Source organism: Mesorhizobium sp. M0563 (assembly GCF_040321065.1).
Classification (GTDB): Bacteria; Pseudomonadota; Alphaproteobacteria; order Rhizobiales; family Rhizobiaceae; genus Mesorhizobium.
The window spans coordinates 38,225-51,138 of sequence record NZ_JAMYQV010000014.1 but is presented as its reverse complement, the minus strand read 5'-3'; the positions used below and the strand labels follow the sequence as shown (position 1 = coordinate 51,138).

Here is a 12,914-nt window from a genome sequence, read left to right as displayed (position 1 = left end):
CTTGCATGATGCAAGAACGAATGGCTTGCATTCATGCAAGTAGGAGGAGAGATCGCCGTGCCAAAATCGATGGAAGTCACAGACAAGGCCGTTCTGGTAACCGGGGCCAACCGCGGCCTCGGCAAGGCGCTGGTCGAGGAAATATTGAGGCGGGGTGCCAAGCGCGTCTATGCCGGCGCGCGCAAACCGCTCGCCCACGCGGATCGGCGTGTCACGCCGCTGATCCTGGACGTGACCGATACGGCGCAGATTGAGGCGGCTGTCGAAAGGGTCGGGTCTCTCGATATCCTCATCAACAATGCTGGCATCGGGCTCTACGACGACCTCGGCGATCGTGCTGCGCTCGAGCGACACCTCGCCGTCAACCTGCTCGGCGTGCACGGCGTAACCGACGCATTCCTGCCGCTGCTCACGAGTTCGCGCGGCGCCGTGGTCAACATCCTGTCGGAAGCGGCCCTCGTTCCCTTCCCGATTATTCCGTCCTACTCGCTGTCGAAGGCCGCCGCGTTCTCCATGACGCAATCGCTCCGTGCTCTCGCCGGCGCTCGTGGCGTGAGCGTTCATGCGGTCCTGTCCGGTCCCATAGACACCGACATGAGCAGAGACGCCGACATCCCGAAGAGCTCTGCGGAGAGCGTCGCGAAAGGTATCCTGGACGGCATGGCGCGAGGGGAGGAGGAAATTTTCCCCGATCCAAAATCGGCGTCCATGGCCGAGAGCTGGCGCGGCAGCGCGTTCAAGGCGCTCGAACGCCAGATGGCGGCTTTCGTCCAAGCCATGCCCGCCAAGTCATAGGCGACCGCGCTGCGAGCCCAACGGCCCCGCAGCGAATGCGCTATGGCGAAATTGCCCTAGGCTGCCGATGCGTCGCCGGTTCGATCCGGGCTGAGGGCACCATTTTCTTCCGGGAAACCTCGAGAGGTTACTTGGGCGTTATCCCAGGAGCGTCCTCTGGGATAACGTCTGAGATCCGGCAGCCCTTCCTGGCAAGCTGCGGATCGCAGCCCGAGCCGCTATCACATCGGCCCCGGCACCATCTTGGTCGGCTGCTCCGGCATCGGAAACGCATAATTGTCGCATTTCACGTCCGGGTTCGTCGGGCTGAACATTCCGAGCGGGTTCTCCTTGAACAGCCAGGCGTGAAGGTCGTAGTGGTGGAACTCCTTCGGGATGAGCGGATAATGCCCCTCCATAGGCCCCATGAATGTCTGGCCGAAGAGCTTCGGCGGCTCCTTGGTGTCCGGCGTCAAGGGCACGAGCCATTCCACACCGACCAGGCGCAATTCGCCGCCGACCGGCTCATAGATCAGCACATTGGGGCGCGTCGGATCCGCGGTCGGGCCGACAGTCGTGACGTTGACGAAATGGATGCCCATCGCGCCCTTCGGGTAGTCCATCGCTCCCTCTACCTTTTCGCCGCTGTAGAAGACGCATCCAACCGTCGACAGATAAAGCTCGCGAATGGCAACCTTGTAGTCTTCATACCTGGACAGCGATTTACGCAGGGCATCGATCTCGGCCTTGTCGGGTTCGGCGGCCCGAGGAGCGGCGGCGTTCAGACACGCGCCGACGAGACCTGCCAATGTGAGGATACCGAGACGCCTGAGGTGAGTTGTTTTCGTCATGCATTCCTCCCAGATTTTTCTTCTGGCCGTGCAGGACCGAGGCGGCAGTGATGCTGGACGCGCGGCCGTAATTGATCGCCTCATCCCTGTTGGGACTGCGTCGATGCTAATCCTTTCCGCTGATCGGGAGAATTAACCCTGACGACCTAGGCCGGAGCAGGTCGATGGTGCGGAGACGGTCGGCCGGGCCGGGTCCCCCTTTGGACCCGATGCGCTACCGTCGCCGCAGCAGGCTTCTCATCCGGTTGCGCAGCAGGCGCGCCATGTTGCGGGTCTCGCGGTAGAGGTGAAGCTGCGAGGCCGCCTGGCGGGCGGGGCGGTCGGCGTCCGGCGTCAGCCCGATCACCAGCGTGCCCATCGGCTTGCGTTCGCTCCACAGCCGGCTCATCACGGGGTGGTCGGGCACCGCGCAGGAATCGGTCATCATGATGTTGGGGTCGTCGAGATGCTGCCTGGTCACCTCGATCATCAGCAGCGTGCCCGGCGAATAGGCGGCGAGCGTCTCGTCATAGGCGGTCTTCCAGGTATAGGCGACGCCGGCCTCGACGAAGACGACCAGGCAGGCGATGGTGCGGCCGTCGAGCGTCAGCGAATGGATGCGGCAAAGATCCTGCTCGGCCAGCCGGTGCACCGCCTCGCGGGCGAAGGCGGCGCGGTAGCGGTCGATGGCCATGGCGGTGCGCTCGCGGCCTTTCCAGCCGGCGGCCTCCAATGTCAGGAAATTTTCGATGGCGTGGCGGATCTCGTCGGGCCCGCGCGCCACGACATGCTCCAGCCGGCCGAGGTCGGCGAGGCGGCGCTTCAGGCGGCGAAACTCGCGATAATGGTGGGCGCGCAGCGAAGCCTTCAGATACGCCTCGCCGTCGAGCTCGCTTTCGAGCACCGGGCGGTCGGCCTTGCCGGTGGTGACCAGCGTCAGGCCGCGCGTCTCGGCGACGCTGGCGAGCAGGCTGGCCACCGGGCCATCCAGCCTTATGTCGGGCAGCACGAAGACCTTCGGCAGCTTGAGATGCGGCCTGGACAGCATCGAGAAGAAATCCTCGATGACGCCGATCGGATCGTCGCGGTCGACCAGCGGCGTGCCGATCGGGCCGAACGGGCTCGACCAGGTGCGCATGACGGGAACCCCGAGCGGCACCATCGGCCGCTCGACCGAAAACGGCACCAGCAGGCGCAGCCGGTTGCGATACTGGTCGCCGTCGCGGATGACCGCCAGCCGCACCTCGCGGTCCTCGAGCCTGGGCATGGCCGGAGCCAGGAAGCGCGGATTGAAGAAGACGTTCGGCTCGATCGTGCGGGTGCAGAGATAGTCGAGCTCCTCGACCAGGTCGAAGCCGGCGGAGGCCGGATAGATGGCAAGCTTGCGCTCGGGCCGGTTGTTGGCGAGGATCTCGATATGGGCGGGATCAGCTTCGCGGGCAAGCCCGGCAAGGCCGGACACCATGGCACCGGCCGGGCCGCCGCTGGTTTCCTCGAGCAAGGGGACGGCAGCCATCAGGCGGCTCCTTTGGCGGGCACGAAAATCACCATGACGATGCCGAGCTTGCGCCAGACCGTGAAGGACAGCGCGCCGGCCTCGAAGATCATGGCGAAGGCGGTGGCCATCGCCGCGCCCCACAGGCCGAAGAGCGGGATCAGCACGACGTTGAGGGCGATGTTGAAGGCCAGGGTCATGGCGTAGACGGCGGCGCAGATATTCTGGTTGCCGCTCATGGTGAGCAGGCTTTCGCAAGGGCCGACGGCGGCCCGAGCGACGACGCCGAACACCAAAAGGAACAGCAGCGGATAGCCGGCGGCAAATTCCGGGCCGAACAGGGTCAGCATCGGCTCGCCCAGCGTCAGCACCAGCAGCGCCATCGCCAGCGACGGCCAGAACGTCCACGACACCGTCTCGCGGGCAAAGGCGGCGAGCTTTTGCGGCTCGCCATGAGTGAACTGCGCATAGCGCTGGGCGACACCGGCCTTGACCGCGAAATAGACGAAATGCACCAGCGCCAGCGTCTTGACGGTGGCGAAATAGACGGCGACGTCGTTGGGATCGAGATAGGCGCCGACCATCAGCACGTCGGCATTGGTGAGCAGGAAGAAGAAGCTCTCGACCAGGAAGATCGGCAGCGAGACGATGAACCACTGGCCGAAATGCAGCTTCATCGGCCCGGCCGGGATCCTTCTGTCCATGCGTGAAGTGACGCCGATGAGCTGACCGAGCGTGGTGGCATAGGTGGCGGCGATCGCGGCGAAGATCGCCGTTTTGGCATCCGGCGCGTAGCCGACCAGCAGCATCAGCGCGATGAACGCCAGGATCAGCAGCGGCCGCACCAGAAAGGTCGGCGACAGCGCAAACAGCGCCCAGGAATTGGCGCGCGCCAGCCCTTGCAGAAGATCGGACATGGCGATCATCGGCAGGCAGATGATGCCGAGGATGAACGGCACGACATAATAGTCTTCGATAAAGGGCGACAGCAGCCAGACGCCGAGCGCGCCGAGCCCGGCGATCGCCGTGGAGGCAACCAGCACGAACAGCCGGCTGGCCTGCACGATGCCGCGCAATTCGGCCAGCATGCCGCGCTCGCGATATTCGGGAATGAAGCGGATGACCGAGGTGTGGAAGCCAAGGCAGGCGAGGTTGCCGACGATGACCATCGTTACCCAGACGAGGACGAAAATGCCGTATTCGAACGAGCCCATCCAGCGCGCCATCAAGACCTGGCTGACGAAGGCGATGACGGCGCTGACGATGCGGACCGAAAAGGCGATCAGCGACATGCGGCCGGCTTCGCCGCGCTCGCCGGCGCTGAACAGCACGGCATCGATCAGGCCAAGCAGCGGCCTTATGCGCAGCGCAAAGCGCTGCGGCAGGAACCGCCCGGCTGTCGTCGCCGCGGAAAAGCGCACCCCGATCACACTCCGTTTTCCGCTTCTTTTCTGGCTATGCGTGTAGCGAAAACACATTAAGAAACGGTTGGGTGGGTGTTCCTTCGCCCCGTTCACGGGGAGAAGGTGCCGGCAGGCGGATGAGGGGCGGCGCGCTGCTTCATATTCATCATTCGCGCAACCCTTCACCCTGCTCTTTAGTGTCTCAGTTTGAAATACGCGGAAACGCCTATCTCGTTTGCCCCATATGCGAAAACGCCTATATGCTTAGCGGAACGCATGGCAGCAACAATGGTCTACACTGTCATTTGGTATGGAAGGCAGGGCATCGTCGACAAGGTGATCTTCGACGACGAGAAGACCGCGAAAGATCATGCAACCTCCATGTTCCAAACCCGAAAGGGTGACGATGGAATCGTGTCCGTTGAAGTTCGTAAGGACAACGGCGCTGTCGTCTTTAGCCATGCGGAGAACTAAGAATGCCAACCGGACCTAAAGGCCAGGAAGGATGTTCTGGCACCACTTACCAGCTCACAAAGAAGCTCATCAAGATCGTTGCCGAGGTTATCAGCCATGGGCGTTATGTCGCCTTCCAGATGCGGAGGTCGCTATCCCGAGGCAACTCTTCACCGACATCCTGCGGCTGATCGCGGAACTCCGGCCATCGCCCCATCCATCACCGGCGTGACCGGCCCGGTTGTCATGCGTTTCAGCAAAACAAGGGGAGAACTATGCCTTGAAGAAAGCGAAATCGACATCCTCGGCCAGCAGCGGGCAGACATCACGGCTTTGGCGGATCACCAACGCGCCCTTGTGCCGGAGTCTGATCTTGCAACTGGTGCCAGTTTGCGCAAACCTCAGTCTCAACAGAACGGTAATCCGGTGGATGCCTGATTACCTGAATCTGGGAGGGGCGAAGTGTTAGGCGAGCCCATTACCGTTCTGATGGTCAATGAGTATCCTGACTACATTGATGCACAAGTGTGGGCTGCTGAGCTGAAAACCCGTGTGCCGCAGCTGGAGTTCAGGCTTTGGCCAGACGCCGGGAACAAAAGTGACATAGATATTGTGCTGATCGACAAGGGCGCCAGTCCTGGCTTTTTTGATGCCATGACGGGGCTAAGCGCCGTCGTCTATTTGGGAGCCGGTGTCGAGGGTATTGATCTTCAGAGCTTTCCCAAGAGTGTTCCGCTCATCAGGCTCGCAACGCGTGAGCAGGCTTCGGAAGTGGTGCAGTACATCGTCCTTCGCGTTCTCTGCCAGCAACGGCATGTTGCGGATTACATGAGTCTACAAGCCCGCAAGTTGTGGAATCCGATCGCGCCGCGGAAGATCTCCGAGACAAGAATAGTTGTGCTTGGTGCGGGCCGGATCGGTGGCTGGGCCGCAAAGCTGTTTGCGGACTTTGGCTACGACACAGCAGTCTGGTCTCGTCATCAAAAGACGCTTCCTGGCATACACAGTTACTTTGGCCGTGCCCAGCTTGCGGGCGCACTCACAAGTCGGGACTACGTTATCTGTTCACTTCCCCTGACTGGTGAGACTCGTGGGATACTGAACTTGAGTGCCTTTGGAAAAATGAAGCGAGGTGCCTACCTTGTGAATGTCGGCAGGGGCGCGCATGTCAACGAAGCCGACCTGATCCGCGCTCTCGACGAAGGTCAGCTTTCTGGTGCTTGTCTTGACGTGTTTGAGCGTGAACCGCTGGAGGCTTCATCGCCGTTGTGGACTCATCCCAAGGTGACCGTCACACCTCATGTCGCGAGCTTCTGGGTGGATTCTGGAATCGACCAGGCCGCCGATCTCTGCGGTCAAGTCGCCAGAGGAGAGCCTCTGTCCAACAAGATCGACCTCGAACGGGGTTATTGAATCAAAGTAGTGTCTTTACCCACTTTAGCAGGTTCCGATCTTCATGAAGCGCGGACATCAGCGCGTGCGTCACCCGGCTATTAGATTTCAAACTCAAACACCACCGCCGGTCGAGATACAGAAAATTCGAAATGCGTATTTTGGTGTCGGCGGGACACCGCCCCCCTCTGGCCTGCCGGCCATCTCCCCCTCAGGTGGGGAGATTGGCTAGTCGCAGACGTCCGTGCCGCCCCGCCTTAGGGCACCTTCTCCCCATCACGGGGAGAAGGAAAGCGCAGCCTTACGCAAACGCCCCATGACAGTGCTTGTACTTCTTGCCCGACCCGCACGGGCAGGCCTCGTTGCGGCCGACCTTGCCCCAGGTTGCCGGGTTCTTCGGGTCGCGGTCTTCGGGGGCGACGATGGCGTTGCTTTCCTGGCGGACCAGCACGGCCGTCTCGCCGCCGTCGAAATCGTCTTCGCCGGTGCTGCCGTCGATATGGCTGCCGAACATGTCAGGGGCCTCGGGCGGCGGCGCGTCCGCCGCCTGGCGGACCAGCTCGACGCGCATCAATTGCGCGGTGACGGCCTGGCGCAGATTGCCCAGCATCGCCTGGAACAGCTCGAACGCCTCGCCCTTGTACTCCTGCAGCGGATCGCGCTGGGCATAGCCGCGGAAGCCGACGACCGAGCGCAGATGGTCGAGATTGACGATGTGCTCGCGCCACAGATGGTCGAGCGTCTGCAGCACCACGGAGCGCTCGACATAGGTCATCACGTCGGGGCCGAAGCGCTCGGCGCGCTCCTTGGCGGCGGCTTCGGCAGCCTGGCTGACGCGCTCGCGGATGTCGTCCTCGGCAATGCCTTCTTCTTTGACCCAGTCCTCGACCGGCAGATCGAGATTGAGGAATTCGGCGATCTCGGCCTTGAGCCCGGCGACGTTCCACTGCTCGGCATAGGCGTTTTCGGGAATGTTCTTGGCGACGATCTCCTCGATGACGCCTTCGCGCATCTCGGTGATGGTCTCGGACAAGCCTTCGCCGTCCATCAGCTCGATGCGCTGCTCGAACACCACCTTGCGCTGGTCGTTCGAGACGTCGTCATATTTCAACAGGTTCTTGCGGATGTCGAAGTTGCGCGCCTCGACCTTCTTCTGCGCCTTTTCCAGCGCCTTGTTGATCCACGGATGGATGATTGCCTCGTCTTCCTTGAGGCCGAGTTTCTGCAGCATGCCGTCCATGCGCTCGGAGCCGAAGATGCGCATCAGGTCGTCCTGCAGCGACAGGAAGAATTTCGAGCGGCCGGGATCGCCTTGGCGGCCCGAGCGGCCGCGCAACTGGTTGTCGATGCGGCGCGATTCATGGCGTTCGGTGGCGAGCACATAAAGACCGCCGGCGGCGAGTGCCTTTTCCTTCAGCCGGGCGATGTCGTCGCGGATGTCCTTTTCCCTGGCCTCGCGCTCGGGGCCGGCCGGCATGTCGCCAAGCTCCTCGGCAATGCGCATGTCGGCATTGCCGCCGAGCTGGATGTCGGTGCCGCGGCCGGCCATGTTGGTGGCGATGGTGATGGCGCCCGGTTTGCCCGCCTGGGCGACGATCGCCGCCTCGCGCTCGTGGTGGCGGGCGTTCAGCACCTCGAAATCCTTGAAACCTTCCTTGCGCAGGCGTTCAGCCAGTTGCTCCGACTTCTCGATGGAAGTCGTGCCGACCAGCGTCGGCTGGCCCTTGGCGCGGGCTTCCTTGATCTCCTTGACGATCGCCTTGTATTTCTCCTCTACCGTCCGGTAGACCTCGTCGTCCTCGTCAATGCGGATGACCGGCAGGTTGGTCGGGATCTCGGTGACGTCGAGATTGTAGATGTTGGCGAATTCCTCGGCCTCGGTCAGCGCCGTGCCGGTCATGCCGGCCAGCTTCTTGTAGAGGCGGAAATAGTTCTGAAAGGTGACCGAGGCGAGCGTCTGGTTCTCCGGCTGGATCGCCACATGCTCCTTGGCCTCGAGCGCCTGGTGCAGGCCTTCCGAATAGCGGCGGCCGGGCATCATGCGGCCGGTGAACTCGTCGATGATGACGATCTCGCCGTTGCGGACAATATAGTCCTTGTCCCTCTGGAACAGCCGGTGCGCCTTCAGCGCGTTGTTGACGTGATGGACGATGGCGACATTCTCGACGTCGTAGAGCGACTCGCCCTTGAGCAGGCCGGCATCGCGCAGCATGTTCTCCAGCTTCTCGGTGCCTTCTTCGGTGAAGATCGAGGTCTTCTGCTTCTCGTCGATCTCGTAGTCCTGCGGCTGCAGCTGGATGATGAAGGTGTCGATGGTGTTGTACATTTCCGAACGGTCCTCGAGCGGACCGGAAATGATCAGCGGCGTGCGGGCTTCGTCGACCAGGATGGAATCGACTTCGTCGACGATGGCGTAGCTGTGACCGCGCTGCACCATCTGGGCGCGCTCGTATTTCATGTTGTCGCGCAGATAGTCGAAGCCGAGCTCGTTGTTTGTGGCGTAGGTGACGTCGGCGGCGTAGGCGACGCGGCGCTCCTCGTCGGACAGGCCGTGGACGATGACGCCGACCTTGAGGCCGAGGAATTTGTAGACGCGGCCCATCCATTCGGAGTCGCGCGTGGCCAGGTAATCGTTGACGGTGACGACATGGACGCCATTGCCGGCGAGCGCGTTAAGGTAGACCGGCAGCGTCGCCACCAGCGTCTTGCCTTCGCCGGTGCGCATCTCGGCGATGCCGCCATTGTGCAGCACCATGCCGCCGATCAGCTGCACGTCGAACGGCCGCATGCCGAGCACGCGGCGGGCGGCCTCGCGCACGGTAGCGAAGGCCGGCACCAGAAGGTCGTCGAGGCTGGCGCCGTTGGCGATGTCCTGGCGGAATTTGTCGGTGCGGGCCTGAAGCTCGGCGTCGGAAAGCGCCCGCATCTCGTTTTCCATGGCATTGATCGCCTCGACGCGCGGCCGGGTCGATTTGACCCGACGATCGTTGGAGGAGCCGAAAACTTTACGGGCGAGACCGCCGAGACTGACCATCCAATGGCCCTTTCGATAGCATTCCAAGTCATTGCGACGGGCGCCGGCCGGCCCCCATCAAATCCGCGTGAACGCGGACAAACGCAAAAAGCGCCCGGAAAACGGTTCTGGACGCAAAGTCGTTGGACAGATAAGAGGGGGCTCATTCGATGTCAACGCCGCGCTCGCCCTGTCGACCGCGCCAAATTCCGCCACAATCCTGCTGGTCTGGAAGCCATTCCGCTCTAGCTACCCCGCTTTGGAGATAATCGTAATGTCTGTATTGTTCCGCCGCGCGTCGCTCGCCAGCCTTGGTCTGGCATTCGGGCTGTCGGCCCTCTCGCTGTCGCCGTTGATGGCGCAGGAAGCCGCCCCTGCCCAGCCGGCGGCACCCGCCCCGGCGGCCAAGCCGGTCGATCCGAACGCCGTGGTCGCCACCATCAACGGCCAGACGCTGACCGAGGCAGACCTTGGGCTTGCCGAGGGCGAGCTGTCGCAGCAGTTCGCGCAGCTTCCGCCCGAGCAGCGCCGCGCCGCGGCGCTGTCGGCGGCGATCGAAATCCGCGTGATGGCGGCCCAGGCGGTGACCACCGGCCTCGACAAGGATCCCGACTTCCAGCGCCGCATGGCATTCCTGCAGCAGCGCGCGCTGCATGGCGAAATGGTCGAGAAGGGCGTCGTCAACAAAGTTACCGATGCCGAGGTCCGCGCCCGCTACGACCAGGAAATCGCCAACACGCCGCCCACCAACGAGGTGCACGCCCGTCACATCCTCGTGAAGACGAAGGAAGAGGCGGACGCCATCATCAAGCAGCTCGACGGCGGTGCCGATTTCCAGAAGCTTGCCAACGAGCACACCAGCGATCCGAGCGGCAAGACCAGCGGCGGCGATCTCGGCTGGTTCGGGCCTGGCCAGATGGTGCCGGAATTCGACAAGGCGGCGTTTGCGCTGGCGGTCGGCAAATACACCGAGCAGCCGGTACAGTCGCAGTTCGGCTGGCACGTCATCAAGGTCGAGGACAAGCGCACCAAGCAGCCGCCGGCCTTCGACGAGGTCAAGGACCAGGCCCGCCAGGCGGTCATCCGCGACAAGTATTTCGCGCTGGTCAAGTCGCTGCGCGCCAACGCCAAGGTCGACATCCCCGATGCCAACCTGAAGAAGACGGTCGACGCACTGGAAAGCGCGAAATAGGCCAGATTGAGCTACGACAGGGCGCGCTGCCGCCCTGTCGCTTCTATTTGGTAGGGCGAACGATGATGCGTCGACGCCGCCGCCGGACCGCCGTGGCATCGCCGGCATCGCCAGCGACGATGCCTTTCAAGACATAGCCGACCGCCCTGTGCAGCGTCGCTTCGTCCTCGTCGAGGCGGTTCGTCAGAAGATGCGTCCAGGCGTACGAGGCGATCAGGTCGGCGACGACAGTGGCATCGACATCGGCTGCCACCTCTCCCCTTGCCTTGGCGCGTTCGACCATCTGGCCGGTGTGGACACGACGGCCTCTCGCGTATTCGGCAAGGGCGGCGGCCGCTTTTTCGTCCGACTGCGCCTCGGCAATCAGCGATCTGAACACGCTGCCCGACGATGTGTCGCGCCAGTGCGCAAACAAGCTCTTCAGGAAGCCGACGAGGTCCTGCTCAAGGTTCCCGGTGTCGGGATTGTCGACACGCTTTTGCCGCTGGTAGACGTCGAGCAGCAGAGCGGCCTTGCTTGGCCACCAGCGATAGATCGTCGGTTTTCCGGCGCGCGCCCGCCGCGCCACCGCCTCGATGGAGAAGCCGGAATAGCCGGCTTCGACCAGTACCGCTTCGGCGGCATCGAGAATGGCATCGGCGCTTTCGGGGCTGCGCCGTGCGCCGGCTGATTTGCGCCCGGGATCGGTGGTTTCGCCCATCTCGTCTTCCTTGCCGATGATCTCAGCAGCCATCATACACAGCCCCTTGACGAAACGAAACGATCCGTTTCATATGTAACGGAACGTTCCGTAACGATAAGGAGAACAGCAATGACCTCGACTGTCGCCACGCGTTTTTCGCGCTTGCGCTTCGCCCTGCTGGTGCTGCTCGGCGTCTACCCGCTGATCACTGCCATTTTGTACATGGTTTTTCCGCTGACCAAGGAGTGGCAAATCTGGCAGCGTACACTGGTCATCGCGCCGCTGATGGTCTCGATCATGATCTGGGGACTGATTCCGGGCGTGCAGCGGGCGTTTCGCGGGTTCATTAACCCAGCGGTCCGGTGATGTTCATTCCAGCGCCTGCGACGTTTCCGACGCAACGCGCCACTCGCCGTCGGCCAGCACGAGTTCCAGCATGACCCGTGCCTTGCCGGTCAGCCGCTGCGCCGAGTGGTCCTTCGGCACATAATCGTAGGTCATGGCGAAAACCGCATCGGCGCGGTCCTTGCCGTGCGGCGTCACCTCAAGGCTGCCGGGCTCAAGACCGAACGACCACGATGCCCATTGCGCGAACCAGTCGGTCTTGACCTTGACGATGGCCTCGCTGTCGTAGCGCGTGCCGTAGATGGTGGCCGATGCACCGTAAAGCCGCTTGACGGTCTCGCGCATCGCCTTGGCATCAGGCGCCAGATAGTCGTGGCGCAGAAACTGCTCGATGGCGCCCTTGTCGCCGACGGAGCGTTCGAGCGCTGCGACCTCAAACGCGGGCGCCGGGGTGACGGCCGGTTTCGGTTGCTGGGCACTGTCTCCGCCCGGCACGAATTCGAAACGCTCGAGCAGCGATCCCTGCTCCCAGGGACGCTGCGCCTCGCGTGTTGCGGAAACGACATCGCGGCGCACCGCGATCATCATGTCGTTGATGCTTTGTCCGGGTTCCGCCATATGCCGCAAAAGTGCGGCGGCGAAGGGCGAGTTGCGCTCCGTCCCGTCCATTGCGACGGCGCCGGGCGCCGTCGAGAAGGCGATGAACGAGCCGCGTGTCGACTCGAACTGGGCGAGGCCGGCGAGAGCCGTCGCCGAGCGCGTCGTGGCGCTGCGGCTGAGGCTTCGGGCAAACGGGTTGTTGCGGCAGGCATCGAGGAAGACCAGGCTGACCTTGGTCTGCTGCTCCATGATGTCGAGGACCTCGTCGATCGGCACCGCCTCGAGCTGCAGCTTGACCGGCATGTCCAGCCTGGCGTCGACCGGCACGATGAAGTTGCGCCCGTCGACCTGCAGGCCATGGCCGGCATAGTAGAACAGCCCGGCACCGGCGCCTTGCAGCGCATCGGAGAATTCGCCGATCTTGCGTTCGAGCTCGCGCTTCCCGAGATCGTTGCCTTCGATCACTTCGAAACCGATGGCGCGCAGCTTGTCGGCAATGTCGAGCGCATCGTTGACGGGATTGGCCAGCGTGCCGGCTTTGGCGTAGCTGCCGTTGCCGACCACAAGCGCCACGCGCCGCGCCGTCTGCGCATCCGCGCGCAGCAGCAGAAAGCCCAGAAACGCCAGTGCCAAGACCACAAGCCTGCCCATAGGGCAGGATCATAGCGCTATCGGCCGCAGCGATGCCAACAAATTTGCAACAGCCCTGCTTGCGGCATGAGGCAGTGTCAGGCG

The 12,914-nt window shown here is 62.9% G+C and carries 12 protein-coding genes; 6 read left to right on the top strand and 6 right to left on the bottom strand.

The annotated features are described in order from the left end of the window. The first annotated feature begins 57 nt into the window (after nt 1-57). Nucleotides 58-795 (top strand): SDR family NAD(P)-dependent oxidoreductase, encoded by a 738-nt coding sequence (locus NKI50_RS18500; RefSeq protein WP_352483536.1) that lies wholly within the window; start codon nt 58-60, stop codon nt 793-795. A gap of 221 nt (nt 796-1,016) precedes the next feature. Here NKI50_RS18500 and NKI50_RS18495 read toward each other — a convergent pair whose 3' ends face one another. From NKI50_RS18495 to NKI50_RS18485, 3 genes are all read right to left on the bottom strand, one after another. Beyond that, nucleotides 1,017-1,625, bottom strand: coding sequence for a hypothetical protein (locus tag NKI50_RS18495; RefSeq protein WP_023721053.1), 609 nt, complete (start codon nt 1,623-1,625; stop codon nt 1,017-1,019). 214 nt (nt 1,626-1,839) lie between these two features. Beyond that, nucleotides 1,840-3,120: a GNAT family N-acetyltransferase gene (locus NKI50_RS18490; RefSeq protein ID WP_352641392.1), complete on the bottom strand. Its 1,281-nt coding sequence runs from the start codon at nt 3,118-3,120 to the stop codon at nt 1,840-1,842. Further along, nucleotides 3,120-4,520 (bottom strand): lipopolysaccharide biosynthesis protein, encoded by a 1,401-nt coding sequence (locus tag NKI50_RS18485; RefSeq protein ID WP_352641410.1) that lies wholly within the window; start codon nt 4,518-4,520, stop codon nt 3,120-3,122. The genes NKI50_RS18490 and NKI50_RS18485 overlap by 1 nt, the downstream gene beginning before the upstream one ends. 258 nt (nt 4,521-4,778) lie before the next feature. Between NKI50_RS18485 and NKI50_RS18480 the strand changes: the two genes are divergently transcribed. From NKI50_RS18480 to NKI50_RS18470, 3 genes are all read left to right on the top strand, one after another. Beyond that, a complete protein-coding gene (locus tag NKI50_RS18480) occupies nt 4,779-4,976 on the top strand; it encodes a hypothetical protein (RefSeq protein ID WP_023721050.1) in 198 nt (65 codons plus the stop codon). A 96-nt stretch (nt 4,977-5,072) separates the two neighbouring features. Further along, a complete protein-coding gene (locus tag NKI50_RS18475; protein WP_352641414.1) occupies nt 5,073-5,393 on the top strand; it encodes a hypothetical protein in 321 nt (106 codons plus the stop codon). A gap of 24 nt (nt 5,394-5,417) precedes the next feature. Continuing rightward, nucleotides 5,418-6,368, top strand: coding sequence for a 2-hydroxyacid dehydrogenase (locus NKI50_RS18470; protein ID WP_156948167.1), 951 nt, complete (start codon nt 5,418-5,420; stop codon nt 6,366-6,368). Between the two features lie 280 nt (nt 6,369-6,648). Here NKI50_RS18470 and secA read toward each other — a convergent pair whose 3' ends face one another. Then, nucleotides 6,649-9,381 (bottom strand): preprotein translocase subunit SecA, encoded by a 2,733-nt coding sequence (gene secA / locus NKI50_RS18465; RefSeq protein ID WP_023721048.1) that lies wholly within the window; start codon nt 9,379-9,381, stop codon nt 6,649-6,651. 253 nt (nt 9,382-9,634) lie between these two features. On the opposite strand from secA, the gene NKI50_RS18460 reads away from it, so the two are divergent. Next, nucleotides 9,635-10,552, top strand: coding sequence for a peptidylprolyl isomerase (locus tag NKI50_RS18460; protein WP_023721047.1), 918 nt, complete (start codon nt 9,635-9,637; stop codon nt 10,550-10,552). Between the two features lie 43 nt (nt 10,553-10,595). Here NKI50_RS18460 and NKI50_RS18455 read toward each other — a convergent pair whose 3' ends face one another. Beyond that, nucleotides 10,596-11,252, bottom strand: coding sequence for a TetR/AcrR family transcriptional regulator (locus tag NKI50_RS18455; protein ID WP_352483567.1), 657 nt, complete (start codon nt 11,250-11,252; stop codon nt 10,596-10,598). Nucleotides 11,253-11,363: 111 nt separating this feature from the next. Between NKI50_RS18455 and NKI50_RS18450 the strand changes: the two genes are divergently transcribed. Beyond that, nucleotides 11,364-11,600 (top strand): putative antibiotic biosynthesis monooxygenase, encoded by a 237-nt coding sequence (locus tag NKI50_RS18450; RefSeq protein WP_352483537.1) that lies wholly within the window; start codon nt 11,364-11,366, stop codon nt 11,598-11,600. 3 nt (nt 11,601-11,603) lie between these two features. On the opposite strand, the gene NKI50_RS18445 is transcribed toward NKI50_RS18450, so the two are convergent. Beyond that, on the bottom strand, nt 11,604-12,830 hold the full coding sequence (locus NKI50_RS18445) for a caspase family protein (protein WP_352717277.1): 1,227 nt from the start codon (nt 12,828-12,830) through the stop codon (nt 11,604-11,606). Nucleotides 12,831-12,914 lie beyond the last annotated feature (84 nt).

What these genes read in the sequence shown, in the direction of transcription:
- NKI50_RS18495 (WP_023721053.1), bottom strand. Translation starts at nt 1,625, where the DNA reads ATGACGAAAACAACTCACCTCAGGCGTCTCGGTATCCTCACATTGGCA.
- NKI50_RS18490 (WP_352641392.1), bottom strand. Translation starts at nt 3,120, where the DNA reads ATGGCTGCCGTCCCCTTGCTCGAGGAAACCAGCGGCGGCCCGGCCGGT.
- NKI50_RS18480 (WP_023721050.1), top strand. Translation starts at nt 4,779, where the DNA reads ATGGCAGCAACAATGGTCTACACTGTCATTTGGTATGGAAGGCAGGGC.
- NKI50_RS18475 (WP_352641414.1), top strand. Translation starts at nt 5,073, where the DNA reads ATGGGCGTTATGTCGCCTTCCAGATGCGGAGGTCGCTATCCCGAGGCA.
- secA (WP_023721048.1), bottom strand. Translation starts at nt 9,381, where the DNA reads ATGGTCAGTCTCGGCGGTCTCGCCCGTAAAGTTTTCGGCTCCTCCAAC.
- NKI50_RS18460 (WP_023721047.1), top strand. Translation starts at nt 9,635, where the DNA reads ATGTCTGTATTGTTCCGCCGCGCGTCGCTCGCCAGCCTTGGTCTGGCA.
- NKI50_RS18455 (WP_352483567.1), bottom strand. Translation starts at nt 11,252, where the DNA reads ATGGGCGAAACCACCGATCCCGGGCGCAAATCAGCCGGCGCACGGCGC.
- NKI50_RS18450 (WP_352483537.1), top strand. Translation starts at nt 11,364, where the DNA reads ATGACCTCGACTGTCGCCACGCGTTTTTCGCGCTTGCGCTTCGCCCTG.
- NKI50_RS18445 (WP_352717277.1), bottom strand. Translation starts at nt 12,830, where the DNA reads ATGGGCAGGCTTGTGGTCTTGGCACTGGCGTTTCTGGGCTTTCTGCTG.